The 25,186-nt window shown below is 69.2% G+C and carries 26 protein-coding genes and 1 tRNA gene; 10 read left to right on the forward strand and 17 right to left on the reverse strand.

Features of this window, described 5'->3' with window-relative positions:
* Positions 1-2: 2 nt before the first annotated feature.
* Together ACIQC9_RS14570 and ACIQC9_RS14575 are read right to left on the reverse strand one after the other, a co-directional pair.
* Complete coding sequence (locus tag ACIQC9_RS14570) at positions 3-686, reverse strand: hypothetical protein (RefSeq protein WP_400617279.1); 684 nt, start codon at positions 684-686, stop codon at positions 3-5.
* Entirely contained in the window at positions 686-1,726 is a 1,041-nt protein-coding gene (locus ACIQC9_RS14575; RefSeq protein WP_400617281.1) for a DUF2125 domain-containing protein, read from the reverse strand. The genes ACIQC9_RS14570 and ACIQC9_RS14575 overlap by 1 nt, the downstream gene beginning before the upstream one ends.
* A 224-nt stretch (positions 1,727-1,950) precedes the next feature.
* Between ACIQC9_RS14575 and ACIQC9_RS14580 the strand changes: the two genes are divergently transcribed.
* The gene (locus ACIQC9_RS14580) at positions 1,951-2,385 is read left to right on the forward strand and encodes a VOC family protein (protein WP_400617283.1); all 435 of its coding nucleotides are present in this window, start codon (positions 1,951-1,953) and stop codon (positions 2,383-2,385) included.
* Between the two features lie 100 nt (positions 2,386-2,485).
* On the opposite strand, the gene ACIQC9_RS14585 is transcribed toward ACIQC9_RS14580, so the two are convergent.
* Positions 2,486-5,407: an ATP-dependent DNA helicase gene (locus tag ACIQC9_RS14585; protein WP_400617285.1), complete on the reverse strand. Its 2,922-nt coding sequence runs from the start codon at positions 5,405-5,407 to the stop codon at positions 2,486-2,488.
* A gap of 249 nt (positions 5,408-5,656) precedes the next feature.
* Here ACIQC9_RS14585 and ACIQC9_RS14590 point away from each other — a divergent pair, with 249 nt between their 5' ends.
* On the forward strand, positions 5,657-8,161 hold the full coding sequence (locus ACIQC9_RS14590; RefSeq protein WP_400617287.1) for a ligase-associated DNA damage response DEXH box helicase: 2,505 nt from the start codon (positions 5,657-5,659) through the stop codon (positions 8,159-8,161).
* A complete protein-coding gene (gene pdeM / locus ACIQC9_RS14595; protein WP_400617289.1) occupies positions 8,158-8,889 on the forward strand; it encodes a ligase-associated DNA damage response endonuclease PdeM in 732 nt (243 codons plus the stop codon). Before ACIQC9_RS14590 ends, pdeM begins: the two co-directional genes overlap by 4 nt.
* Here the strand turns inward: pdeM and ACIQC9_RS14600 are convergent, their stop codons facing one another.
* Entirely contained in the window at positions 8,890-9,672 is a 783-nt protein-coding gene (locus tag ACIQC9_RS14600; protein WP_400617291.1) for a MipA/OmpV family protein, read from the reverse strand.
* A 220-nt stretch (positions 9,673-9,892) separates the two neighbouring features.
* On the opposite strand from ACIQC9_RS14600, the gene ACIQC9_RS14605 reads away from it, so the two are divergent.
* Positions 9,893-10,186 carry a GIY-YIG nuclease family protein gene (locus ACIQC9_RS14605; protein WP_400617378.1) on the forward strand — a complete coding sequence of 98 codons (294 nt, stop codon included), beginning with the start codon at positions 9,893-9,895 and terminating at the stop codon, positions 10,184-10,186.
* A 48-nt stretch (positions 10,187-10,234) separates the two neighbouring features.
* Here the strand turns inward: ACIQC9_RS14605 and ACIQC9_RS14610 are convergent, their stop codons facing one another.
* The 4 genes from ACIQC9_RS14610 to ACIQC9_RS14625 are packed head-to-tail and all read right to left on the reverse strand — an operon-like array spanning position 10,235 to position 13,166.
* Positions 10,235-10,942: a lysophospholipid acyltransferase family protein gene (locus tag ACIQC9_RS14610; RefSeq protein ID WP_400617293.1), complete on the reverse strand. Its 708-nt coding sequence runs from the start codon at positions 10,940-10,942 to the stop codon at positions 10,235-10,237.
* A complete protein-coding gene (locus ACIQC9_RS14615) occupies positions 10,939-11,583 on the reverse strand; it encodes a YdcF family protein (RefSeq protein WP_400617295.1) in 645 nt (214 codons plus the stop codon). Before ACIQC9_RS14615 ends, ACIQC9_RS14610 begins: the two co-directional genes overlap by 4 nt.
* 9 nt (positions 11,584-11,592) lie before the next feature.
* Positions 11,593-12,468 (reverse strand): cell division protein FtsX, encoded by an 876-nt coding sequence (locus ACIQC9_RS14620; RefSeq protein ID WP_400617297.1) that lies wholly within the window; start codon positions 12,466-12,468, stop codon positions 11,593-11,595.
* Positions 12,465-13,166, reverse strand: coding sequence for a cell division ATP-binding protein FtsE (locus tag ACIQC9_RS14625; RefSeq protein ID WP_400617299.1), 702 nt, complete (start codon positions 13,164-13,166; stop codon positions 12,465-12,467). Before ACIQC9_RS14625 ends, ACIQC9_RS14620 begins: the two co-directional genes overlap by 4 nt.
* Positions 13,167-13,236: 70 nt before the next feature.
* Between ACIQC9_RS14625 and ACIQC9_RS14630 the strand changes: the two genes are divergently transcribed.
* A complete protein-coding gene (locus ACIQC9_RS14630) occupies positions 13,237-14,169 on the forward strand; it encodes an MJ0042-type zinc finger domain-containing protein (protein ID WP_400617301.1) in 933 nt (310 codons plus the stop codon).
* Positions 14,162-14,710, forward strand: a complete 549-nt coding sequence (locus tag ACIQC9_RS14635) for a phosphoribosyltransferase (RefSeq protein ID WP_400617303.1) — start codon at positions 14,162-14,164, stop codon at positions 14,708-14,710. Before ACIQC9_RS14630 ends, ACIQC9_RS14635 begins: the two co-directional genes overlap by 8 nt.
* Before the next feature lie 57 nt (positions 14,711-14,767).
* Here ACIQC9_RS14635 and ACIQC9_RS14640 read toward each other — a convergent pair whose 3' ends face one another.
* The 4 genes from ACIQC9_RS14640 to argH form a co-directional block, all read right to left on the reverse strand.
* Complete coding sequence (locus tag ACIQC9_RS14640; protein WP_400617305.1) at positions 14,768-15,361, reverse strand: hypothetical protein; 594 nt, start codon at positions 15,359-15,361, stop codon at positions 14,768-14,770.
* Positions 15,362-15,526: 165 nt separating this feature from the next.
* Complete coding sequence (lysA, locus tag ACIQC9_RS14645) at positions 15,527-16,804, reverse strand: diaminopimelate decarboxylase (protein ID WP_400617307.1); 1,278 nt, start codon at positions 16,802-16,804, stop codon at positions 15,527-15,529.
* Position 16,805: 1 nt separating this feature from the next.
* Entirely contained in the window at positions 16,806-17,045 is a 240-nt protein-coding gene (locus ACIQC9_RS14650; protein WP_400617309.1) for a hypothetical protein, read from the reverse strand.
* Positions 17,042-18,406, reverse strand: a complete 1,365-nt coding sequence (gene argH / locus ACIQC9_RS14655) for an argininosuccinate lyase (protein WP_400617380.1) — start codon at positions 18,404-18,406, stop codon at positions 17,042-17,044. The genes ACIQC9_RS14650 and argH overlap by 4 nt, the downstream gene beginning before the upstream one ends.
* Positions 18,407-18,464: 58 nt before the next feature.
* Here argH and ACIQC9_RS14660 point away from each other — a divergent pair, with 58 nt between their 5' ends.
* On the forward strand, positions 18,465-19,061 hold the full coding sequence (locus ACIQC9_RS14660) for a TlpA family protein disulfide reductase (RefSeq protein WP_400617311.1): 597 nt from the start codon (positions 18,465-18,467) through the stop codon (positions 19,059-19,061).
* Positions 19,062-19,068: 7 nt separating this feature from the next.
* On the opposite strand, the gene ACIQC9_RS14665 is transcribed toward ACIQC9_RS14660, so the two are convergent.
* The gene (locus ACIQC9_RS14665; RefSeq protein WP_400617313.1) at positions 19,069-19,368 is read right to left on the reverse strand and encodes a hypothetical protein; all 300 of its coding nucleotides are present in this window, start codon (positions 19,366-19,368) and stop codon (positions 19,069-19,071) included.
* Positions 19,369-19,517: 149 nt separating this feature from the next.
* Between ACIQC9_RS14665 and ACIQC9_RS14670 the strand changes: the two genes are divergently transcribed.
* Positions 19,518-19,868, forward strand: a complete 351-nt coding sequence (locus tag ACIQC9_RS14670) for a hypothetical protein (RefSeq protein WP_400617315.1) — start codon at positions 19,518-19,520, stop codon at positions 19,866-19,868.
* A gap of 11 nt (positions 19,869-19,879) precedes the next feature.
* Here ACIQC9_RS14670 and ACIQC9_RS14675 read toward each other — a convergent pair.
* Positions 19,880-19,956 (reverse strand) — tRNA-Met (locus tag ACIQC9_RS14675).
* Positions 19,957-20,185: 229 nt separating this feature from the next.
* On the opposite strand from ACIQC9_RS14675, the gene ACIQC9_RS14680 reads away from it, so the two are divergent.
* Entirely contained in the window at positions 20,186-21,415 is a 1,230-nt protein-coding gene (locus tag ACIQC9_RS14680) for a PQQ-dependent sugar dehydrogenase (protein ID WP_400617317.1), read from the forward strand.
* 3 nt (positions 21,416-21,418) lie between these two features.
* On the opposite strand, the gene dapD is transcribed toward ACIQC9_RS14680, so the two are convergent.
* From dapD to argB, 3 genes are read right to left on the reverse strand one after another with little or no spacing between them, the layout of a single operon-like run.
* Entirely contained in the window at positions 21,419-22,276 is an 858-nt protein-coding gene (dapD, locus tag ACIQC9_RS14685; protein ID WP_400617319.1) for a 2,3,4,5-tetrahydropyridine-2,6-dicarboxylate N-succinyltransferase, read from the reverse strand.
* The gene (locus tag ACIQC9_RS14690; RefSeq protein ID WP_400617321.1) at positions 22,273-22,947 is read right to left on the reverse strand and encodes a pyrimidine 5'-nucleotidase; all 675 of its coding nucleotides are present in this window, start codon (positions 22,945-22,947) and stop codon (positions 22,273-22,275) included. The genes dapD and ACIQC9_RS14690 overlap by 4 nt, the downstream gene beginning before the upstream one ends.
* The gene (gene argB / locus ACIQC9_RS14695) at positions 22,944-23,873 is read right to left on the reverse strand and encodes an acetylglutamate kinase (protein ID WP_400617323.1); all 930 of its coding nucleotides are present in this window, start codon (positions 23,871-23,873) and stop codon (positions 22,944-22,946) included. Before argB ends, ACIQC9_RS14690 begins: the two co-directional genes overlap by 4 nt.
* Before the next feature lie 413 nt (positions 23,874-24,286).
* Here argB and ACIQC9_RS14700 point away from each other — a divergent pair.
* Positions 24,287-25,186: outer membrane protein (locus ACIQC9_RS14700; protein WP_400617325.1), on the forward strand; the 900-nt coding region annotated here is incomplete at its 3' end.

Consider the following 25,186-nt stretch of genomic DNA (forward strand, 5'->3'; position numbering starts at 1 on the left):
TCTCAGTAGATCGGGGCGGCGCCGATGACGCCGGACAGGTCGCCGGGCGCGTTCGCGAGCCGCCCGTCCTCGGCCTGCACATAGCCCGCCAGGATGAACAGCTTCAAGCCGCCGCCCGCGATGAGGGGCGTGGCGGCCAGCCCTTCCGCGGACAGGGCCTCGACGATACGGGCGTCGGGCAGGCGGCTGTCGGTCGCCCAGAAGGTGCGGTCGTCGCCAGTGGGGCCGGGCTGGGCCTGCTGGACCAGCAGGGCGCGCGGGACGGCGGCGGCGTCATCCGGAAGGGCGGCGGTGACGCGCAGCGACGGCTCGGCCAGCAGACGGCCCCACCATGGACGGCTTGGGGTCAGGTCGAGAAGGGCGCGGCCGCCGGTGCGGACGGCCTTCAGCGCCTCTTCCGGCTCGGCGCCGGGACGGGCGGTCAGGCCGTGGCGGTCGGCGGCCAGCAACGGAGCCAGAGCGCCCCAGACGGTCAGCGGGGGGGCGGACGCGGCGTCGATGCGGCCCAGCACGGCGCGCACGGCGGTGGATTGCGCCGGCGACAGGCCGGCCAGAACCTCGCGCAGGGCGATGGCGTCGGCGTCGGGCGAGAGACGGGGGCCTGCGTTCAGCCGGGCCTGAACAGCCGTGGCGACAGCGCGGTCCAGCGTCAGGCGGTCTCGATCCTCTTCGGGTTCGACGAGCATCAGAACAGCTTCGGCGCCGGGGCGAGGGCGAAGGGGCCCAGCCATGTCCGCCCGCCCTCGAACCGGATGGTCAGGTCCAGCGGCCGGTCGCCCGAGGGCGCGGTCGCGGCGGCGGCGCCGACGGCTCCGGCCTGATCGACTGCGCCGGAGTTCGAGCCCGCGAGGCCGGCGATGGCGGCCAGAGGCTTTTCGGCCGCGACGGTCAGCTGGCCCTGAAGCCGGCCATCGGGTCGGGCGTACAGGCGGTCGCTGCGCAACAGGGCGCGGGTCTCGCCCGCCTTCACCTCGCCCAGCACGCCGGTGAAGTCGCCGCCGGCGCGGGTCCAGTCGGCGAAGACGCCGGCGTCTTCACCGGCGGACAGGCGGCTCGCCTCCCCGATCACCGCCTCCAGGCGCAGGCTCAGCTCGCCCTGCTGGGCCGCGCCGGCCACGGGGCCGCCGGGCCGACCGCGGCCGTCGGTCAGCACGAACAGGACATCCATCTGGTCGGTGGATTGCTGCCCGTCGGTCAGGTGAGGGCGGCTGTAGAACTCGACCCGTTCCGCGCTGGCCAACGGAAAGGGCTCGGCGCCCTGATGCGGAGTGAAGATCGGGCGGATCAGCTCCGCCCGGACATCGCGGAAACGGTCGCGCAGGTGGCTGATGCTGAAGCGGGCTCCGCCGCCTGTGATGGCCACCTTGCCCTTGCCGGCGCGGTCCAGCGTCAGGCCTCTCGGCGCGATGACGACCCACTTGTCGGGATTGTAGGCGTTGGCCTCGGCGACCAACTCCAGCGCGTCGACGCCATGGCCGGCGGGCGAGACGGCGTGGAACAGGGGGACCTCGACCCGGGCGCGGAACGGCCAGCCGGTGGTGGTGACCGGGCCGTGGCGGATGTCCCAGCCGTCCTGACGCAGGGTCTCGACCTGCGCCGCCAGCCGGACCTCGATCTGACGGGTCAGGTAGAACCACCAGCCGGTCCATGCCGCCAGCAACAGGCCCACAATGATGAAGGGAATCAGGATGCCGCGGCGGCTGTGGCGAGGGGCGGCGGCGGTCATCAGGGCTCCGGAAAAACGGGTACGTACAGTGCGAAACGTCCAGAGCCCGATCCGGACTCCAAAAACACAGTCCGAAGCGTCCGATGCGTCCGGATCGTCCGGTCGGAGCCCGCCGGTCGACGCGCCGATATGGGGCTGCTGCCAGTTTCGGGCAAGCCCGGCGTGTACGGGAACGCACGTCGGGACCGAGCCGTTCGACCCGCATCGAAACACCGGAGCCTGACATGGAAACCCAGTCCCTGCATCGCGGTCGCTTGATCGACCACATCCAGCTGGTGGTGAAGGATCTGCCGGGGACCCGGAAATTCTACGGCGCCGTGTTCGAGGTGCTGGGCGTGCCAATCGGCGGCGAGGAGGACAGCTATTTCTGGGCCGATGAACTGTTCGTCTCCACGGCCGACAGCCCGGCCGCGCACGGCAAGCTGACCGGCCGACATCATCTGGCGTTTCAGGCGAAGGATCGCGCAGCGGTGGAGGCCTTTCACGCGGCGGGCCTGAAGGCCGGCGGGACCGACAACGGCGCGCCGGGCGAGCGGCCGTATCATCCGGGGTATTACGCGGCGTTCCTGCTGGACCCGGACGGGAACAATATCGAGGCGGTGTACCACGGGCCGCACGAGCGGAATGCGGAGAGCGTGGAGATCACGTTCGAGCAATAGAGCTCCTTCTCCCCTCGGGGGAGAAGGTGGCTCGCGGAGCGAGACGGATGAGGGGGCCGCCGGCCTCACGCTCATTGTCAGACGATCTGCGAACTCAACCCTACCCCTCATCCGAGCGGCTTCGCCGCCCACCTTCTCCCCCAAGGGGAGAAGGGTTCAGGAAGGCGCTCACCAGCTCCACCGCCTCGGCCAACCCCATCCGTTGCACCTCAGTCCCCGGCGGCAGGCTGGCGAACAGGCGGGTCGGACAGGCGGCGTCCAGCATGACGAACACCCCCTTGTCGTCAGCGCGGCGGATCAGGCGGCCGAAGGCCTGGGCCATGCGGGCGCGGGCCAGGGCGTCGTCGAAGTTGCGGCGACCGACTGACGAGCCGCCGAAGCGTTCGCGGCGGGCCTTGTGCAGAAGATCGGGGCGGGGCCACGGGACGCGATCGAAGGCGAGGATCCGAAGGGATCGGCCCGGCACGTCGACGCCGTCCCGCACCGCATCGGTGCCGAGCAGGCAGCTGTCCTGTTCGGCGCGGAAGACGTCGACGAGGGCGCCGACCTCGAGCGGATCGACGTGCTGGGCGTAGAGAGGAATTCCGGTTTTCGCGAGATCGGGACCCAGTCGCTCATAGACCGCCTTCAGCCGGCGGATGGCGGTGAACAGGCCGAGGCCTCCGCCGCCCGCCGCGAGGAAGAGTTCACGCATCGCCGCCGCGGTCTGGCGCGTGTCGTCCTTCATCAGGTCGTTGACGACGATGACCCGGCTGTTGGCGGCGTAGTCGAAAGGGCTTTCGACCTTCAGCGTCCGGGCGGGCTCGATCAGGCGGGCCGAGCCGGTGCGCAGGCGGGCCATGTCGAAGGGATCGCCATACTCGGAGTTGGGCATGGGATCGGACAGGGTGGCGCTGGTCACCAGCACCCCGTGAGAGGGCATGATCACGGCGGCCTCAAGCGGCACGGTCGGATCGATCCAGTGGCGACGCAGGGCGACATCGTGGATGCGGCCGAAGGCGGCTTCGGCGCTGAGCCAGTCGACGAAATCCGGGTCGGGCTCGCCCGTGTCGACATCGAGCGCCGCCAGCATGGAGCGCCAACCGGGCAGGGTCATGCGGGCGCGCCGGTCGAGACCGCGCAGGGCGCCTTCGATCCGGGCGCGGGAGGCGCCGTCCAGCTCGGCCGCCTCGTCGTCGAGAATGTCCTCGAGGTGGCGCGACAGGGCCAGCAGCGGCGCCTCGACGGCGGCCAGCGCCTGCGCCGCCTCGCGGGCGGTTTCCAGCACCGGATCGGTGACCGGGCGCAGGCTGCACTCCATGCCGAACTCGCCGCCGCCCGGGGTGCTGTTCTCGCTCGTCCGGGCGCGGAGCTGTTCCAGCGCCGCGACGAGAAAGCGTTCGATCGGCCCGATCGGATTGACCTCGCCGGACGCGGCGGCGATGCGGCCGGAGACGCCTTCGCCGGGCAGCTGGGCGGCGGCGCGGATGGCGTCGTTCAGGGCCTGCGTCGCCGCCTCGTTGTCGGCGCAGAGATCGCCGAGCCGCTGTTCCAGACCGCGCCCGCGACGGCCGCGTCCTTCGGGTCCGCGTAGCCAGCGGCGCAGCTCGGCGGCCTCCTGACCGGACAGGCAGGCGGAGAAGGCGCTGTCGGCGGCGTCGAACAGGTGGTGGCCCTCGTCGAAGACGATGCGTTTGAGGGCCGCCGTCTCGCCATCCTGCTTCAGACCCCGCGCCGAGCGGGCGCCGTCGAAGGCGGCCTGGGTCATCACCAGCGCATGGTTGGCGACGACGAGATCGGCCCGGCGGCTGGCGCGGATGGTCTTTTCGACGAAACAGGTGCGGTAGTGGGGGCAGGCGGCGTGGACGCATTCGCCGCGCCGGTCGACGAGGTTGGCGGCGCTGGCCTGATGGCTGGGCGCCGTGGCGAACAGGCCGGGCAGCCAGCCGGGATAGTCGCCGCCGGTCATGTCCCCGTCGCGCGAGTGCATGGCCCAGCGGCTGGCCAGAGCCATGCCGATCAGGTCGCCGTTCCCCAGCTGGGCCGCCTGCACCATCTCCTGCAGGTTCAGCAGGCAGAGGTAGTTTTCGCGGCCCTTGCGGACGACGGCCTTCTTCTTGCGCTCGGCCGGGTCGGGCCAGAGGGCGGCGCTTTCACGATCGATCTGGCGCTGCAGGGCGCGGGTGTAGGTCGAGACCCATGCGGCGCCCTGATTGCGTTCAGCCCACAGGCTGGCGGGAGCCAGGTAGCCGAGGGTCTTGCCGGTCCCTGTGCCCGCCTCGGCCAGCAGGACGCGGGGGCGGCCCTCCTCGTCACGGGGCGAGAAGGCGAAGGCGGCCTCGGCGGCGTAGTCGGACTGGGTCGGCCGGGTCTCGTCGAGGCCCGAGGCCTGAAGCAGCTTGTCGAGGCGGATGCGGGCGCTTTCGCTGTCGACCGGAGCCGAGCCGGCCTCGCCGCGCGGGGCTTCGTCCTCCCACTCCGGCAAGCGGGACCAGGCGTCGAGACCGCTGCCGCGATGCTGGCGGGTACGGATCGGTTGGTGCTGCAGGGCGCCGGAGACGCGCCACGACCATGACCAGCCGGCGCGGCCCAGCGTCTCGGCGAGGGTGAAGGCGTCCTCCCGGTTGGGGTAGGCGGGATCGGCCAGCTCGCGCAGCAGCACAGAGGCGGCGTCGCGAAGGGCGGTCGCCTGAGCTTCGGCGCCCTTCGGCTCGGACTGACCGAGCGCCAGCGCCAGACCGCTGGGCGACGGCGCGCAGAAGCGGGCGGGGCGGACGAAGGCGAACAGCTCCAGCACGTCCAGCAACTCGGCCGAACGCGACGGCGGGGAGACGCCGAGCCGGCGCGCTGTGAGGCTGGCGTGGGCGACGAGCACGGGGCCGGTGGTGAAGGTGCCCTCGGCCGCGCCCCGGCCGATCTTCCTCGCGCCCTCGTCATCGCAGATCGCGCCGGCGCCGGGCGGCACGGCGAGCGCCGACGGCAGCCCGAGCCATGGCTCGGCGCCGGTCAGGGTCGAGGAAGAGGTGAGCGAGTCGACGGACACCGCCGATAGATAGTCGCTTTCGCAGGGAAACGGAACGGGAACACTGGCGCGGCTCCGACCTCTGGCCTACAGGTGGCGAATGGCCTCACGCACGCCCGCACCTTTGCAGCTCCTGTTGCTCGTGGTCGGAATGATTTTGGTCTTCGCCGCCGGATTCCGGTGCGCCGGATACATGGCCAAAGACAATTGTCTGGACGCCGGGGGCCGGGTCGGGACCCGGGGCGTCTGCGAAGGCGTTCCGCCCGCATCGTGACCACGCTTCCCCCCCTCTTCGCCGACTGGTTCGCCTCGCGCGGATGGGCTCCGCGTCGGCATCAGATGGAGATGGTCGCGGCGGCCGAGGCCGGGGCGCATGCTTTGCTGGTCGCTCCGACCGGGGGCGGCAAGACGCTGGCGGGGTTTCTGCCGTCGCTGATCGAACTGGCGGAGCGCGGGCCCAGGCCGGAGTTCGGGCCCGGGTCGGGCGTGCACACCCTCTATCTGTCGCCGCTGAAGGCGCTGACGACGGACGTCGAGCGCAACCTGATGACGCCCATCCGCGAGATCGGGCTGAACATTCATGTCGAGAGCCGGACGGGGGATACGAAACAGTCCAAGCGGCAACGGCAGCGCGAGTTTCCGCCGGACATCCTGCTGACCACGCCGGAGCAGCTGGCGCTGTTCTGTGCGTGGGAGGGCGCGCGGGCGTATTTCGCGGACCTGAAGTGCGTGGTGCTGGACGAGGTGCATGCGATCTGGAGCGGCAAGCGGGGGGATCTGCTGTCGCTGGGGCTGGGGCGGCTGCAGCAATTCGCGCCGGGGATGCGACGGGTGGCGCTGTCGGCGACAGTGGACGATCCGGAGATGATCGCGGGGTGGCTGGCGCCGTCGGTCGGGGCGCCCGTGACGATCGTGAAGGGCGACCCCGGTGCTCCCCCGGTCGTGGATGTTCTCGTCTCCGAGGGCCGGGTTCCGTGGGCGGGGCATACCGGGGTGCACGCCATTCCGGAGGTCTACGACGCCCTCAAGCGCTCGGGCATGACCCTGATCTTCGTCAATACGCGCTGGCAGGCGGAGTTCGTGTTCCAGCAGCTGTGGGCGATCAATGACGACGATCTGGCCATCGCCCTGCACCACGGCTCGCTGGCGGCGGAGCAGAGGCGCAAGGTCGAGGCGGCGATGGCGCGCGGCGAGCTGAACGCCGTCGTCTGCACCTCGACGCTGGATCTGGGCATCGACTGGGGCGACGTGGATCTGGTCATCCAGCTGGCCGCGCCGAAGGGGGCCAGCCGGCTGGTGCAGCGGATCGGGCGGGCCAACCACAGGCTGGACGAGCCGTCGCGGGCGCTGATGGTGCCGGCCAGCCGGTTCGAGATGCTGGAGTGTCAGGCGGCGCGGGAAGCCGTGGCCGAGAACGCCTTTGACTGGGAGCCCGTGCATATCGGGACGCTGGATACGCTGGCCCAGCACGTCATGGGGTGCGCCTGTTCCGAGCCGTTCACGCTGGATGATCTGTATGCGGAGATTACGGGCTGTGGCCCCTATCGCGCGCTGACGTACGAGGCGTTCGAGGAGGTGGTCGATCTGGTGGCGACCGGCGGATACGCGCTGCGCACCTATGAGCGGTTCGCGCGGATCGTGCGCACGCGGGACGGCAAATGGAAGGTGCGCAACGCCCTGACCGCCCAGCGGCACCGTATGAACGTCGGCGCCATCGTTTCGGCCGCCAATCTGAACGTGAAGGTCGCGTCGCGTCGCGCTGGTGGAAAGCAGTTGATCGGCGGGCGGAAGATCGGCGAGGCCGAGGAGTGGTATTTCGAGCAGATGTCGCCGGGCGACACCTTCGTCTTCGCCGGTCAGGTCTGGGCGTTTCAGGGCATCACCGGGACGGACGCGCTGGTCACCCATGCGGTCGACAAGGATCCGAAGATACCCTCCTACGGGGGGTCGAAATTTCCGCTGGGCACCTCTCTGGCCGAGCGGGTGCGCGACATGATCCAGGACCGCGACCACTGGCGGGTCCTGCCGCCCGACGTGCAGGAGTGGCTGGAGCTGCAGGAGGTGCGCTCGCTGATCCCGCCGGCGACGGGGATGCTGGTCGAGACCTTCCCGCGCGGCAGCCGGCACTTCATGGTCGCCTATCCGTTCGAGGGGCGGCTGGCGCACACGACGCTGGCTATGCTGCTGACCCGGCGGCTGGACCGGGCGGGGGTCGGGCCGCTGGGGTTCGTGGTGACCGACTATTCGCTGGCCATCTGGTCGATCAAGCCAATGGACGCCCTCGACCTCGACGCCCTGTTCGAGCCCGACATGCTGGGCGACGATCTGGAGAGCTGGCTGGAGGAGAGCTTTATGATGAAGCGCACCTTCCGCAATTGCGCCCTGATCTCGGGCTTGATCGAACAGCGCCAGCCGGGGGCCGAGAAGACGGGCCGGCAGGTGACCTTTTCCACCGACCTGATCTACGACGTGCTGCGCCGCCACCAACCCGATCACCTGCTGCTGCGCACCGCGCGGGCCGACGCGGCCTCGGGCCTGCTGGACGTGGCGCGGCTGGGCGACATGCTGTCTCGCGTGCAGGGCAAGATCGTGCTCAAGGCGCTGGACCGGCCGTCGCCGTTCTGCGTGCCGGTGCTGGTCCAGATCGGGCGCGAGCGGGTCGGCGGCGGTGCGGCCGAGATGATCCTGACTGAGCGCGCCATGGACTTCGCCGAGGAGACCCTGATCGCCGAGATCATGGCCGATGCTCCGCCCGAGCTGGAGGGCGCGGCGTGAACGCGGTGCTACGCCAGACCCTGTCGCCCTATCGCCATCCGTGCGGGGGGCTGAAGGTCCGGATCAACGGGGAGGCCTGCGTGCTGCGCTGTTCGGGGGCGCTGTGGGTGGTCGAGCACCGGACGCTGATCGCCTCGGACCTGCACCTCGAGAAGGGATCAGCCTTCGCCGCGCGGGGCCAGATGCTGCCGCCCTATGACAGCCCGGCGACGATCGCCAAGCTGGAGGCGGAGATCGAGGCGCTGAACCCGGCGACGGTGGTCCTGCTGGGCGACAGCTTCCACGACACGAAGGCCGTGGGGCGGATGACGGGGTCGGACCACACGCGACTGGAGCGGCTGGCGGCGGGCCGGACCTGGGTCTGGCTGGAGGGCAACCACGATCTCAAGGCGCTGGCCGGGGCGCTGGACGTCCTGACCGGCGAGGTGGTCGAGACGATGCAGGTCGGCGCCCTGAAGCTGATCCACGAACCGCAGCCGGGCGAGCAGCGGGGCGAGGTGGCGGGCCATCTGCACCCGTGCGCGACGGTCGCCGCCTACGCCCGCAGCGTCAGGCGGCCCTGCTTCGTCACCGACGGCTGCCGGCTGGTCATGCCGGCCTTTGGGGCCTTCACGGGCGGGCTGAGCGTTCGTCATCCCGCCATCGCCGACCTGTTCAAAGAGCCGCCGATGGTCGCGGCGATGGGGGCCGACAAGGTCCACGCGCTAACGTGGGAGACGCTGGTCTGATCAGCCGCCGAACCGGCGCGCGATGAAGCCGCCGACGCGCCAGGCGTCGTCGTTTTGCGACAGGGGGCTGTCGGCGATATCGCCCAGACGGCGCTCGTAGTTGGCCAACCCTCCGATCGCCCACTGGCGGCTGATCGGCGCGACGAGCACGACGTTGACGCCCGCGCCCTGCAAGCCTCCATCCGGGGCATAGGCGGAGATGCCGTTCAGCGCCGCCTCGGACGCGTCGACGCCGTAGTAGGCGTCCGCCAGCTTGCGGTCGCCGCCCCGGACATAGGCCGTGGCGTTCAGCAGGCCGACGCCCGTCGCGCGCTGGTGGCCGATCGAGCCGTAATATTCCGTGCCCTCGCTGACGTCGGAGATATCGCGGCTGACGCGCCCGCCGATGACGATGTTTCCCGGCAGGCGCTGGAAGGCGTAGACAGCCGCGTCGGCGCCGAAGTCGGGCCGCTCCAGCGTCAGGCCCTCGATGTCATCGGGGCTGAAGCGCGGACGGATCTGCACGCCGGCGCGGAAGCTGTCGGTGCGGATGGCGTTCCAGCCCACGCCCTCGAACGGGCTGAAGTAGACCGTGTCGCGCCAGTTGGCGGCGATATAGGGGACGACGTTGGTCTTGCCGCCCGTATCTCCGCTCGAGTCCTGGCTGAACAGCACGCCGACGCCGAGATCGACGGTCCAGTCCTGCTTCGGACCGACCTGTTCGTAGGGCTGGGTCTGGGCGAGGGCGGCGCCGGAAAACGCCATGGCGGCGGCGGTCGCGGCGAGGGTCAGGCGAAGCTTCATCGGATACCTCAGGAGAAAGTCACGCGTCAGAATGCCCTGATACGGAACCCGCTCCCGACAGGATGAGGATCAGGCCGGGGTGCGACCTTATGGCAACGGCTGGGGACGCGGCTGCACACAAGGTCCCGGTATTGCGAAGCGCCTCAACCCATCCTAGAAAATCCGCTCATCCCGGCGAAAGCCGGGACCCAGTACTTTCGCAGTGCAGGCTGGTTCCGGGATGGCGTTCTTTACTTACATCGTCGCAAGTCGCCGAAACGGGACGCTCTACACGGGTTCGACAGATGGCCTGATCGATCGGGTAATCCAGCACCGGGACAAGCGCCGCGAAGGTTTCACGGCGAAGTACGGTGTCGCACTGCTGGTCTGGTACGAAACGCATGAAACCCGTCATGCCGCGTTTATTCGCGAGCGCCAGATCAAGGAGTGGAAGCGGGTCTGGAAACTTGAACTGATCGAGCGGACCAACCCGGGCTGGAAGGACCTGTTTGAGGAATTCGGCCGACAAGCCTGAGATTGCTGGACAGGACTGGGTCCCGGCTTTCGCCGGGATGAGCGGAAATCAGGAATTTAGGAGAGCGGTTGACGCCCCTTCCAGCCGCTCTTCCAGCTGCGCCATGAACTCCGCCCGTTTCAGGCCGGCAGGCACGGCGGGCAGGAACTCGTAGACCACGGTGCCGGGGTAGCGACGAAAGCCGTGGGCCGGCCAGTGGACCCCGGAGTTGGTGGCCATGGGGGTGCAGGGGGCGTCGAGATCGCGGTAGAGGGCGGCGATGCCGGGCTTGTAGTCGGGGGCGGCGCCGACCTCTGTGCGGGTGCCTTCGGGGAAAATCAGGATCTGCCGGCCCTCGGCGTGTCGGGCGCGGGCCTGTCGGACCATGTCCTTCAGCGCCTTGGAGTGGGCCGAGCGGTCGACGGCGATCATGTTCGTCTTCCAGGCGAACCAGCCGAAGAAGGGCAGGGGCATCAGCTCCTTCTTCATGATGAAACAGTTGTCGGGAAGGATGGCGAAGGGGGCGATGACGTCCAGCATGCCCTGATGCTTGCCGGCGATCAGGGCAGCGCCAGTCGGACGGTGTTCGAGGCCGCGGAACTCGACCTTCACGCCAGCGATCCAGCGCAGGCCGAACAGGACGAAGCGCGCCCACATGCGGATCACCGTCATGGCGGCGCGGTAGGGCAGCAGCAGTGCGGGCGACAGGCCGACGGCGAACAGGGCCATCGATAGATAGAGCCACAGCACAAACAGCAGCGAACGGACGGTGGTCATGCGGTGGGCTCCAGCGTCGCGTCCGGCGTCGGCCGGCTCTCGACGACGGCCGAGGTCTCGCCGGATACGCGCGACCACGCGGCGCGACCGAGGGCGGCGAGGTATTTGACGTATTCGAGCGTCATGCGGCGGGCGGTGACGGCGGCGCGCCACCACTGGCTGTCGTCCAGCGACGGCGTCTCGATGGCGTAGGGCGTCAGGGCAACTCCGGGGGCGGCGGCGCGCAGTTCGGTCAGGGCGCGGGGCATGTGATAGTCGGAGGTGACGACGATCAGGCTGTCATAGTCCTTGGACCGGGCCCAGGCGGCGATCTCCTGCGCATTGCCGATGGTGTCCTCGGCCTCGAAGCCCAGATCGACGCAGCAGTTGAACAACTTGTTCGAACCGGGGGTCAGGGCGCGCAGCTCCTGACGGCGGACCTCGCGATTGACTCCGGAGATCAGGACCCGCTCGCCCTTGTCCTGCTCCAGCAGGCGGATGGCTGTGTTGACCCGCTCGGAAGACGGGCCGGTCAGGGCGACGATGGCGTCGGCGCGCGCGGGCTCCTGCGCCGGCGCATAGCCCCGCACCCGGTCGGCGAAGACGAACAGGCCGACCAGCCAGATCAGCGCGATGATGACGATGAACGTCAGAAACTTCATGGCTTTAGCTTAGCGACGCCCCCGAAGCCGCGCCAGCGCGGCGATGCGGGCTGCGACAAGCGCGACGGTAGCGGCCAACAGCGGACATGGCGAGAGCACCCAGACGTCGCTCCATGCGACAGGCAGGGCGGGCGTGACCCCTTCCGCGCCGCCCAGAAAACGGACCGCCGCGACCACCACCATGGCGCCGAGCGTGCCCGCCGCGCCGGCGCCGAGGGCCAGCAGGGCGTAGCGCGTTTGATACAGGCCGGCGATGCGGCTGTCCGAGGCGCCGTTGAGGCTGAGGGTCTCGATGATCGCGCCTTGGGCCGCCATGCCCGCACGGGTGGCGTAGGCGACGACGGCCCCGGCCGCCCCCGCAATGATCAGAAAGCCGATCAGGGCCAGCGTAGTCACCGTGTTGGCCGAGCGCTCGACCTCGCCGCGCCACAGGGTGTGGTCGTCCACGGAGGCGTCCACGCCGGCCTCGGCCAGTGCGCGGCTGAGAGTCACGGCGCTGGCGGGGGCGTCGCGGTCCAGTCGGACGGTGACGAGGAAGGGGATGGGCAGGTCAGGCAGGACGGCGTCGCCGATCCATGGGCGCAGCAGGGCCTCGGCCTCGGCGCGCTTCATGGCTTCGGCTTCTTCGACACCGGTGACGCCGGCAAGAGTTTCTGCGGCGCGGGCGGCGGCCTCGGCGCCCGTCTCACCGACGCGGGGCCGGACCTGAACCGTGGCCTCGGCGCCCAGCGCCCGGGCCCAGCCGTGGGCGGCGCGGTTGGCGGCCGAAGCGCCGACGGCGGCCAGACAGGCGAGACAGCACAGGATGGCGATCACGGTCGCCAACAGACGCTCGCCGCCGGCATCGTGAGGCAGGATGGTCGGGCCGCGACGGAAGGAGATCATGCGGACGCCCCCTCTAGCACGCCGCCCTCGAGCCGCAGCACCCCCGCGCCGGACCGTTCGGCGAGGCTCTGGTCGTGGCTGGCGATCAGGACGGTCACGCCCAGCCGGTTCATCGACTGGAACAGCTTCAGCAGACGTTCGGCCATGCGGGCGTCGACGCTGCCGGTCGGTTCGTCGGCGATGATCAGCTCGGGCCGGGTCACCACGGCGCGGGCGATGGCCAGCCGCTGCTTCTCACCGCCGGAAAGGACGGCGGGCCGGTCGTCGGCGCGGGCGCCGAGCCCGACCCACTCGAGCATTTCGCGCACGTCCTGCTCATAGTTTCGCGCGCCGGACAGGCGCAGGGGCAGGGCGACGTTATCGAAGGCGCTGAGGTGGTCCAGCAGGCGAAACTCCTGAAACACCACCCCCATGCGCCTGCGAAAGGCGGGCATTGCGGCGCGCGGCGCCTCGCCTGCGTCTTCGCCGAACAGCTCCAGCCGGCCCGCCGTGGGCCGTTCGGCCAGCGTCAGCAGGCGCAGAAGCGTCGACTTTCCCGCGCCGGACGGGCCGGTAAGGAAGTGGAAAGAGCCAGATGGCAGATTGAGGTTAATGTCCCGAAGCACCTCGGGTCCGTCCGCGTAGCCGAAACCCACGCCTGACAGGCGCACGGTGTCGGTCTCGGAGGCGGTTGAGGCGCGGCGGGGCTGGACGGACATTGATTCGGATTCAGGACGCGGCGAGGTCGTCGCGACGGGAGGGGGCGAAGAGCCTCGCAGTCAGACCGACATGATACTGACCTGCCCGTCCTGCGCCACCAGCTATTTCACCCCCGATGACGCGATCGGGCCGAACGGCCGTACCGTGCGCTGCAAAAGCTGTGCGCATACGTGGAAGGCCACGCTTGAGGAGCCGCTGGAGCTGACGGCTGCGGCGCCGGTCGCGGAAGAACCGAAGAGCTTCGGCAAGCGGGATGAGGCGACGGCGGAGACCCTCGCGGAAACCCCTGCCCCCGAGCTGCCCCGCGCCTTCCGCGCCAAGGCCGAGCAGCAACGCCGCCTGCGTCGGGCCGCGACCCATGGCGTGATCTGGGCGGGCGTGGCCTCTGTGTTCATCGGCCTGCTGGGCGCCGCCTGGCTGTTCCGCATGGATGTGGTCGAGGTGATGCCGCGCACGGCCTCGGCCTATGCGGCGGTCGGGCTGAAGGTGAACCCGACCGGACTGGAATTCGAGGCGGTCAGCGCCCGGCCCCTGCCGAACGATCCGTCGAAGGTGGTCATCTCGGGTGCGCTCAGGAATGTGCGAGACAACGAGCGGATCGCGCCGCCGGTGCGGGTGGCCCTGCTGGACGCCCACGGGGCCGAGATCGGCTTTAAGGTCGTGCATATCGACGCCGCGCCGGTGCTGCCGGGCGGTGTGCAGGGCTTCGCGGCCGTCATCGACGATCCCGGGGCCAAGGGCGCGGGCGTGGGCGTGGACTTTGCCTCGGCCGCCGACGCGCCGAAGCGCGACGCCCACCACGGCGCGCCCGCCCATGCGCCGGAGCATGACCAGCCGGTCGAGACCCATGCCGAAGCGGCCCCGTCTGCGCCCGAGCCCGGCCTGCGTCCGGCCCTGTCGCCGGACACCGCGCCGGCGCCGGCCAACATGCAGCCGATCGACGCCGTGCCGGTGGCGATGGACTCGCACGGGGCAGAGGCGGTATCCGCCTCTCATGGCTGACGCTCCCCAGACGCCCACTCCACAGACGCCCACCGTTCTTCTGCCCGAGGTCGAGATCCAGCGCATCGTCGCGGGCCTCGCCGAGCGGATCGCGCCCCATGTGGATGACGAGACGGTCGCGGCCGTCCTGCTGACCGGCGGGCTTTGGTTCGCGGCCGACCTGACGCGCGCCCTGTCGCGGGCCGGGCGCAACGTCCGCTTCGACGCCCTGTGGCTGGCGTCGTACGGCGACGACAAGCAGAGCCGGGGCAAGATCGACGTCTATGCGAACTTCCAGCGGCCGATCGCGGGCAAGACCGTGCTGATCGTCGACGACGTCTTCGACACCGGCCTGTCGCTGGCCGAGGCGGTGCGGATCGCGACCGAGGCAGGGGCGGCGAAGGTTCTCACCGTCGTCTTCGCCAAGAAACCGTGGCCGCTGCCGCGGGCGCCCGAGCCGGACTTCGTCGGCTGGGATGCGCCGAACCGGTTCCTCGTGGGGTATGGGCTGGATCACGCGGGCGGGTTGCGCGGGCTGCCGGACGTGTGTGCGCTGGATTAGTTCGAGCGGTCCTAGCGCGACGACTTGTCTAGACAGCTCAAACGCCTGCTTGTGGATTTATTGGGCGGCGTCCGGTTTTCGCTGCATCTCGGGAGGGGCGATCGGGCTCGCCATCCAGTCGCAACCGTCCACTATCGCTTTGAAGCGCTCACTCCAAACAGCCAATGCGCCATGACTGGAACTCAAGCTGACCTCGACGGGCGCACCTAGGCCAGCGTCCGAATCCTTGGGCGGTGCTTCCGCAGTGTTCGCAATGAGCGTGTAAGATGAGCCCCGATGCGCCCCTTCAGGCGGGCCCGGCGGCCGATCAAGTTCATTAGCTCCCGGCACAAAAATATAGGGTGGGACTAGATCGCGCATTTCGCGCAAGACTGGAGCGAAGGCACAATGGTCGGAATCGAGGGTTTCGACGGCACCAGCATTCAAACGGAAGAGCTGGAATTCTGGATCTTCAGGCTGCCTCCACAGCTTTCCGGTTGTAACAGCGACTTCCCAATGGGTATCCGCGCTCGGGCCGGCAGATGTATTAAAGGTTTCGATATGAACCACCGCGATAGGGGTTGAAATCTCGGGCCGGCCAAACTGAAACCAAGATTTTCCAGCATAGTCCGATTGAGGGACGAGAAAGCTGATCAGGGTCAACACGAGCATCGGTTAGTTCCTAGTCCGAGCACGGCGGGAGGGGTTCTTAGAGAGCGCTCCTCGAGCTCCCAAGTTGCCGTCACTAGCTCCGCCGGTGGGATAATCTACCGAGCCGTAGTCAACATCGTAGCCAGAATAAAGGTTTACACCCAACTCGTCACCGTTACCCCGCTCTCAATCCAGCCAGTCCGCCTTAATCTCGCGGTCCAGCATCTCGTCATACGACGGCCGCGGCCTTACCAGCGCCCACTCCTCGCCATTGACCAGAACCTCGGGGATCAGGGGGCGGGAGTTGTATTCGTTGGACATGGCGGCCCCGTAGGCGCCGGCGCTCATGAAGGCGACCAGATCGCCTTCTTCAAGCGGGGCCAGCACGCGCTCGCGGGCGAAGACGTCGGTGGATTCGCAGATGGGGCCGACGACGTCATAGGGCACGGGCTCGCCGCCCTGATCGTAGACGGGCTGGATCTCGTGATAGGCGTCGTAGAGGGCCGGGCGCATCAGGTCGTTCATGGCCGCGTCCAGCACAAGGAAGCGACGGCCGTCGGGGCGTTCGTTGACCTGAACCACCGAGGCCAGCAGCACGCCGGCGTTGGCGGCCAGCAGGCGGCCGGGTTCGAAGGCGGCCTCGACGTCCAGCCCCTCCAGCGCGCGGGCGGCGGCGGCGGCGTAGGCGTCGATGGACGGGGTGGCGGCCTGTCCGTGATAGGGCACGCCCAGTCCACCGCCGAGGTCCAGCCGCGTCACCGGCAGACCGCGTGAGCGCAGGATCTGGGTCGCATCGCGCAGGGCGGCGAAGGCGGCCTCCAGCGGGGCCAAGTCGACGATCTGGCTGCCGATGTGACAGGCGAGGCCGACGGGCGTCAGGTTGGGCGACTGGTGGGCGATCTCGTAGAGGTCCAGCGCCTGCTCCAGCGGGATGCCGAACTTGTCCAGCGCCCCGCCGGTGGTGATGCGGGCGTGGCCGCCGGCGCCGATCGACGGATTGACCCTCAGCGCCACGGCGGGCGAGGCGTCCAGCGCGTCGGCGATGACCATCAGGCGGAACAGCTCGGCGGCGCTCTCGACGTTGATCTGGCGCACCTCGGCCCGGATGGCGAAGGCCAGTTCGGCGTCGGTCTTGCCCACGCCGGAGAAGATGATTTTCGAGGCGGGAACACCGGCCGCCAGCGCCCGACGGATCTCGCCCTCCGACACCGTGTCCGCGCCACAGCCCAGCCGGGCCAGCGTGGCCAGCACCGACAGGTTGGGGTTGGCCTTGACCGCAAAGGCGATCAGCCCGCCGCCGAAGGCGTCGTGGTGCACGTCCAGCGCCCGGCGCAGCAGGGTGTAGTGCCGGGTCAGGGTGGCGGTGGAATAGACATAGGCCGGCGTGCCGATGGCGTCGGCCAGCTCTTCCAGCGGCACGCCCTCGGCGTAGAGCGCGCCCTCTATGCGGGTGAAGTGGTGCAAGTCAGCGTCGGTTCGGCTGGGCGCCCGGACCGTTGTACGGGCTGGTCGGCCCGCCATCGATCGGCTGGACGCTGGGCGGACGATAGACGGTCGCCGGGTCGGGCAGCGGCGGGGCGCTGGCCGGGCGCAGGCCGCGCTCGGTCTTCTTCGCCGGCGGAGCGTCGAGGTCGGCGATGCGGCCGCAAGCCGAGACGGAGACGGCGATCAGGGCGAGGGCGCCCGCGAGAACCAGGGGTTTCATAGTCGCGTCTTCCAATCAGCGATGCGCGCGCGGACCTGCTCCGGCGCCGTGCCCCCGAAACTCTGGCGGCTCTCGCAAGAAGCCTCAGGGGAAAGCACCTTGTAAACCGCCTCGGTGACGCGGGGTTCAAGCGCCTGCAATTCGGCCAGCGGCAGTTGCATCAGGTCCACGCCCAGCGCCTCTGCCCGCTTCACCGCCGCGCCCGTCACATGGTGCGCCTTGCGGAACGGCAGGTTCAGTTCGCGCACCAGCCAGTCGGCCAGATCGGTGGCGGTCGAGAAGCCGGCGCCGGCGGCGGCCCGCATGCGCTCTGTATTCGGCTGCAGGGCCGCGACCATGGCTGTTATGGCGCCGAGCGCGAGGTCCAGCGCGTCGAAGGCTTCGAACACCGGCGGCTTGTCCTCCTGCATGTCCTTCGAATAGGCCAGCGGCAGGCCCTTCATCACCGTCGACAGGGCGACCAGCGAGCCGAGGATGCGGCCGGTCTTGGCGCGAACCAGCTCGGCGGCGTCCGGATTGCGCTTCTGCGGCATGATCGATGAGCCGGTGGTCAGATCGTCGGGCAGGCTGGCGAAACCGAACATCGGCGTCATCCAGATCACGATCTCTTCCGCCAGCCGCGACAGGTGGCCGGCGCAGATGCTGGCGGCGGCGAGGCTCTCCAGCGCGAAATCGCGGTCGGACACGGCGTCCAGCGAGTTCGCCATCGGCCGGTCGAAGCCCAGCGTCTTCGCCGTCATGTGACGGTCGATGGGGAAGGGCGAGCCGGCCAGCGCCGCGGCGCCCAGCGGGTTCTCGTTCATGCGCGTCCGGGCGTCGGCGAAGCGGCCGGCGTCGCGGCCGAACATCTCGACATAGGCCATCAGATGGTGGCCCAGCGTCACCGGCTGGGCGGTCTGCAGATGGGTGAAGCCCGGCATCAGGTCGGCCGCATGCTGTTCGGCGCGGGCCAGCAGGACGCGCTGCAGGCCTTTCAGCTGGTTAATCTGGCGGTCGCAGGCGTGTCGGACCCACAGGCGGAAGTCGGTCGCCACCTGATCGTTGCGGCTGCGCGCCGTGTGCAGGCGGCCCGACGGTTCGCCGATCAGCTCGGCCAGCCGGGCCTCCACATTCATGTGGATGTCTTCATAGGCGTCGCGGAAAGGGAATGTCCCGCCCGCGATCTCGAACTCGATCGTTTCCAGGCCGGAGAGGATGGCGTCGGCGTCGGCCTGTTCGATGATCCCTCGCGCCGCCAGCATGCGGCAATGGGCGCGCGAGCCGGCCAGATCCTGAGCCCACAGACGTTTGTCGACGCCGATGGAGACGTTGATCGCCTGCATGATTTCTGCGGGCTGTGACGAAAAGCGTCCGCCCCACATGTCTTGACCTTGCCCGCCGGAGGCGGTCTGGGTCGCGGCGTCAGGAGGCGTCTGGGCCATGCGGATCTCGAAGGCAGCGGTGGGAGCGATCGGCGCGGGCGTGCTGCTGATCGCCGGTGCGGCGCTGCTATACGCCAAACCCGACCTGATCTTCAAAGGCGGTCGCGATCCGCTGGCGACGCTGGCCGCCGGGACGATGACGAAGCTGGTCGTGCCGGAGCCCTCTGCGGCGCCGGACTACGCCTTCATAGCGCCCGACGGCTCGCCCGCGCGGTTGTCGGATTTCCGCGGCAAGGTGACCGTCGTCAACGTCTGGGCCATGTGGTGCGCGCCCTGCCGCGAGGAGATGCCGACGCTGGCGGCGCTGGCTCGCGCGTATGAGGGTCAGGACGTGGCGGTGGTCACCATCGACGTCGACCACGATCCCGAACAGGCCGGCCCGGCGGCGGGATTCCTGCGCGCCAATGCGCCCTTGCCCTTCTATCGAGACCCGAAATTCCAGCTTCCGTTCGAACTGCCCGGCAAGGGCGGCATGCCGCAGACGGTGCTGGTGGACAGGCAGGGTCGCATCCGCGCCCACCTGACCGGGGGCGCGGACTGGGCGAGCCCGGAGGCGAGGCGCGTCGTCGACGCCCTGCTGGCCGAGCCCGCCTGACGCGGCCTTAGTGGTTGCCGGTCGTATCCGACCTGGTCTCGGCCTTCTGCTGATCGGCGTCGCGGGCCAGATTGTCGGTGGCCTCGTCGACTTCCTGAGCGGCCTCGCTGGCGCCGGCGGCGATGGCCGAGCCGACCTGCGCGGCTTCTTCCTTGAGCGCCGATCCGGTCGCTTCGGCGGCCTGACCGGTCTCGGCGGCGGCGTCGTTGGCGTCGGCTTGGGCCCGATCCTGCTCAGCCTGCGAGCAGGCGGCGGCGCCGAGGGTCAGGGTCGCGATGGCTGCGACGGTGATCATGGACTTACGCATCGGGAATTCCTCCGGTTCAACCTTGGCCGTTAACGCAGGCAAGGTCGGGGAGGTTGCAATAGATTGGCGCAACGGAAATCGGATGGTAGTTTTTCATCCACGGATCGGGGGCGCGCCCGGCGCTCGACGATCGCGATGGGAGAGAGTCCATGAAAACGCTGAGCCTCATGCTCGCCGCCGCCCTGACGCTGGCCGCCACGAACGCCGCCGCCCAGGCGCGCACGCCCACGATGCCGAGCGCGACCACTACTAATAGCGCCCCTTCCAACTTCAACGCCAACAACGGTTTTCGCGACACCCGCGACTTCGAGCGCAACCGCGCCGACATGACCCGTGAGCGCGAGCAGGCCGCCGCAGCCAACCCCGAGCGCGCCGCGCTGGCCGACCGCATCGCAGCACTGGTGCAAGAGGGCAAATGCAACGAAGCCCGAACTGCCGCAAACGAAGCCGGCGACCGCCAGATGGCGCTCCGCGTCCGTCAAACCTGCCGCGCGCGCTGATTTCAGGAAAGTGGTGGCTGGAGGCGGGCTCGAACCGCCGACCTGTGGGTTATGAATCCACCGCTCTAACCAGCTGAGCTACCCAGCCCCGATCTCTCGAGTCCGACGGGAACTGGTCTGTCCGCCGGAAGAGGCGTGCCTATAGAGGCGACAGGAGGCGGATTCAAGCCGTCCCGCGCACCGCCCTGCATCATTTGACGGACGAGACCAACGGCCGGCTGGTGCGTCTCGGCGCGGCGTGATGCCGCGTCTGTGTCCCGGTTGCGAACGGCAACGGCCGGTGTGACGTTAGACCCCTGAACTCCGGAGCCTGCCCCATGCGTTTCGCCCCCCTCGCTGTATCCGTTTCCCTAGCCGCCCTCGCCGCCGCCTGCGGAGCCAACGGACAGGATGCGCCCGCTGCGGGTCAGGCCGGGACGCCGCTGGAAACCCGTCCCGCCAATGGCGCGAACCAGCAGCCCGCCTTTGCCGGACAGACGCGCGCGCCGGCTGTGCGGACCGAGGCCGTGCTGACGCACACGGTCGTGGCCTCCGGCCTCGACCACCCGTGGGGGCTCGCCCTTTTGCCGGATGGCCGCTGGCTGGTGACCGAACGCTCGGGCAGCCTGCGGATCATCGGCGCGGACGGCGCCAAGGGCGCGCCGATCGCCGGCCTGCCGCGTGTCGATGCGCGTGGGCAGGGCGGCCTGCTGGACGTGGCTGTGGGGCCGACCTTCGGGCAGGACCGGCTGATCTACTGGAGCTATTCCGAACCGCGCGAGGGCGGCAACGCCACCTCGGTCGCGCGAGGACGCCTGTCCGACGACGGGGCCCGGGTCGAGAACGTGCAGGTCATCTTCCGCGCCATGCCGACCTATGACGGCGACAAGCATTTCGGCTCGGCGCTGGCCTTCGATCGCTCGGGGCACATCTTCATCACCCTCGGCGAGCGGTCAGATCGACCGATGCGGCCGCAGGCGCAGGATCTGGCCTCGCACATGGGCAAGACCATTCGCGTGAACCTCGACGGCTCGGTCCCGCAGGACAATCCCTTCGTCGGGCGACAGGGCGCGCTGCCGGAAATCTGGTCACTGGGCCACCGCAACATGCAGGGCGTCGCCATCGCTTCGAACGGCGACGTCTGGACGGTCGAGCACGGCACGCGAGGCGGGGACGAGATCAATCTCGATCAGGCCGGCAAGAACTACGGCTGGCCTGACGCTGCATACGGCGTCGAGTACGCCGGCGGTGCGATCAACACGGGCGAGACCCAGCGCGCAGGCACCGAACAGCCGGTCTACTACTGGGACCCGGTCATCGCGCCGGGCGGCATGACCTTCTACGACGGCGCCATGTTCCCGGGCTGGCGCGGCAACCTGCTGGTCGCCGGCCTCAAGGAAAAGCACATCGCCCGGCTGGTGCTGGAGAACAACTGGGTCGTCGGCGAGGAGCGTCTGCTGACCGATCTGGGCGAGCGGGTGCGCGACGTGGCCGTCGGACCGGACGGCGCGGTCTGGGCGATCACGGATGAGGCGAACGGCAAACTCGTGCGGCTGGCGACGCGCTAGAAGTCAGTCGCGTAGCAGCTCGTTGACGCCCGTCTTGGCCCGGGTCTGGGCGTCGACACGCTTGACGATGACGGCGCAGTAGAGGGACGGGCCGCCGTTCGGATCGGGCAGGCTGCCGGGGACGACGACGCTGTAGGCCGGCACCTCGCCGCGGAAGACTTCGCCGGTGGCGCGGTCGACGATTTTGGTCGAGCCCGACAGATAGACGCCCATGGCCAGCACGGCGCCTTCGCGGACGATGACGCCCTCGGCCACTTCGGCGCGGGCGCCGATGAAGCAGCCGTCCTCGATGATGGTCGGATTGGCCTGCAGGGGCTCAAGGACGCCGCCGATGCCGGCCCCGCCGGACAGGTGCACGTTCTTGCCGATCTGGGCGCAGGAGCCGACCGTGGCCCAGGCGTCCACCATCGAGCCTTCGTCCACATAGGCGCCGATGTTCACGAACGACGGCATCAGCACGACGTTCCTGGCGATGTAGGCGCCCTGACGCACGATGGAGCCGGGCACCGAGCGGAAGCCTGCCTCCTGATAGTGGGCGCCGGTCCAGTCGCCGAACTTGTTGGGGACCTTGTCCCACCACGGGCCGACGCCGGGGGCGTTGGAGGCGGGGCCGCGGTCGCCCGCGCGCATCACGCCGTTGTCGTTCAGACGGAAGGACAGCAGAACGGCCTTCTTCAGCCACTGATGCGTGGTCCAGACGCCGTCCTCGCCGCGGGAGGCGACGCGGGCCGCGCCGGAATCCAGCAGGGCAAGAGCTTGCTCCACCGCGTGGCGGATCTCGCCGTGGGTGGCGGCTGACACGCCGGCGCGATCTTCCCACGCCGCCTCGATGATGGTTTCCAGATGGGCGCGGTCGGTCATGCGGCGTCCTTCAGATCAAGCGGTTCAAGAAAGGCAGGCAGATCGTCAGCCTGCGCGTCGATCCAGTCGCCGACCGGATGGCCCCGACCGTCGCCGATCAGCACCGTCGCCATCCCCAGCGCCTTGGCCGGCTGCAGATTGCGCGGGGTGTCCTCGAAGAAGACCGCCCGCGCCGGGTCGATGTCGAACTGGTCCAGGAAGCGGCGGAAGGTGGCCGGCGCCGGCTTGGGCGTCAGCTCCATGTCCTCGATCGCCCAGACGCCGTCGAACAGGGGCGTGAAGCCGAGGCGTTCGATCACCCGGCCCGCATACTCGCGCGCGCCGTTGGTCATCACGTATTTCCGGCCGGGCAGGGCGGCGATCATCTTCGCCAGCACCGGGTTGGGCTCGACGCTGTCCATGGGCACGTCGTGCACCTCGTGCAGGAAGCGGTCGGGGTCGACGGTGTAGTTGGCCATCAGCCCGGCCAGCGTCGTGCCGTGCTCGTCGAGGAACTGGCGCTGCAGCGTCCGCGCCTGATCCTCGGGCAGGCCGACCGCCGCCACCATGAAGGCGTTGATCCGCGCCTGTACCAGCGTGAGCAGGCCCTGCTCCGGCGGATACAGGGTGTCGTCCATGTCGAAGATCCAGACGTCGCGTCCGGTCAGGTCGAGGGTGGAGGGAAGGCTCATCCGGCCTTCACCAGGGTGCCGGCGCCCGTCTCGGTGAACAGCTCGACCAGCATGGCGTGGGGACGGCGGCCGTCCAGAATGACCACGGCCTCGACGCCTTCGCGCACGGCGGCCATGGCGGTCTGAAGCTTGGGGATCATGCCGCCGGTGGCGACGCCCTCGTCGATGAGGCGCGAAGCCTCGCCGACGGTCATCTGGCGTATGATCTGGCCGTCCGCGCCCTTCACGCCGGGCACGTCGGTCAGCAGCAGCATGCGCTTGGCCTTCAGCTCGCCCGCCAGCGCTCCCGCAACGGTATCGGCGTTGACGTTGAAGGTCTGGCCGTCCTCGGCCACGCCGATCGGGGCCACGACGGGCACCCAGTCGTCAGTTTCTGACGCGATCAGGTCGCGGATCAGCTTGGGGTCGACGTGGGTCGGTTCACCGACGAAACCTAGGTCGACCTCATGTTCGATCATGCTGTCGGGGTCGCGCCGGGTGCGCCTGGTCTTTTCGACCGTCAGCAGGCCGGCGTCCTTGCCGGACAGGCCGACGCCGCGCACGTCGGCTTCCTTGCCGGCCATGGTGATCCAGTGGGCGATCTCCTTGTTGACCGCGCCCGACAGAACCATCTCGGCCACCGCCATGGTGTCGGTATCGGTAACGCGGAGACCGTCGACGAAGCTGGATTTGACGCCCGCCTTGTCCAGCATGGCGCTGATCTGCGGGCCGCCGCCGTGCACCACCACCGGGTTTACGCCCATGAGCTTCAGCAGGACGACGTCGGCCGCGAACTGTTTGGCCACCGCGACTTCGCCCATAGCGTGGCCGCCGTACTTTATGACCACGGTTTCGCGGTCGTAGACCTGAATATAGGGCAGCGCCTCGGCCAGCGTTTTCGCCGTGGCCCAGCCGCGTTCCTCGGATTGCCGTTCGGTCTCGTCCATTTCGCGGGCTCTAGCGCCAAGGCCCCGCGCTGTCGACATGAAACCCGGCGCCCGGTCCGGCCGTTCCGGAACCATGAACCCCTCCGACATCGATGACCGCGACCTGACCCCGTCCGACCCGACTGATCCGGCGTCGCTTCAACGACCTGACCCTACACTGTGTCCTGAGTGCCTCGGCAGCGGAGTCGTTCAGGAGGGTGAGACCTGTCCCGTCTGTGAAGGAACGGGAAAGGCAACAGGCCGGATCGGCGGAGGTTGACGGCCGTTAACCTCCTGTATCCGTAAAGCAACGCTGCTCCCGTCAAGTGTGCGCTATCCGCTCGACCTTGGCTGGAGAGGCTGTTATGCAGTTCGGAGCGGTGGCGCTTGAGCCCCGTCAATGATGACACTGGGCTGTGGAGGGCCTTCCATCCATGCGTGTGAAAACACTGATTCTGGCGACGAGCGCTGCGGGAGCCCTGGCTCTGTCGGCCGGCGTCGCCTCCGCCGAGCCGAACGGCTGGTACGGCGCCATCGACGCCGGTTGGCATATTCCCAACAGCATCGAAGCGAACGGCTACGACCTTGAGGTCAAGGACTCGTGGGCCGCGTTCGCGCGTCTGGGCTATCGCTTTGACCAGAGCTGGCGCGTCGAGCTTGAAGGCGGTTACCGCGACGGTGGTGAGTTTGAAGCCATCAACTTCAGCGCTTCGAACTCGCCGGCCTTCTGTAACGTGACCCCGGCTACCGGTCCTTGCGTTGGTGTGGATGGCGACATCTCGGCCACGACCCTGATGGCCAACGTCCTGTACGACTTCGGTTCGGCTGATTCGGGCGTCCGTCCGTTCATCGGTCTGGGCGCCGGCGTCGCTCGCGTGAACACCGAAATGCTCGGCACGCGCTTCGCCCCGCGCACCACCGGCGTCGCCATCGACGACTCCTCGACCGAACTGGCCGCGCAAGCGATCGCCGGTGTCGCCGTGGCTCTCGGCGACCGCGCTCATCTTGACCTCACCTACCGCTACCTGATGACCAACATGGAGGCCGAGACGGTCGCCACGGTCGGCAATCTGGGTACGCTGGAAGGCCAGTATCGCGACCACAGCCTGACCGTGGGTCTGCGTTATGCGTTCGGCGCCGAGCCGGCTCCGCCGCCTCCGCCGCCTCCGCCCCCGCCGCCTCCCCCGCCGCCGCCTCCGCCGCGCCCGGTGACCCCGCCGCCGCCGCCGGTTCCGGCCGCGCGTGAGTTCGTGGTCTACTTCGACTGGGATCGCTCGGACCTGACGGCTGAAGCCTCGTCGGTCGTGACGCAGGCCGCCAACTACGCCAAGTCG

The sequence above is a fragment of the Brevundimonas sp. NPDC092305 genome (genome assembly GCF_044755415.1).
In the GTDB taxonomy this organism is placed as follows: Bacteria; Pseudomonadota; Alphaproteobacteria; order Caulobacterales; family Caulobacteraceae; genus Brevundimonas.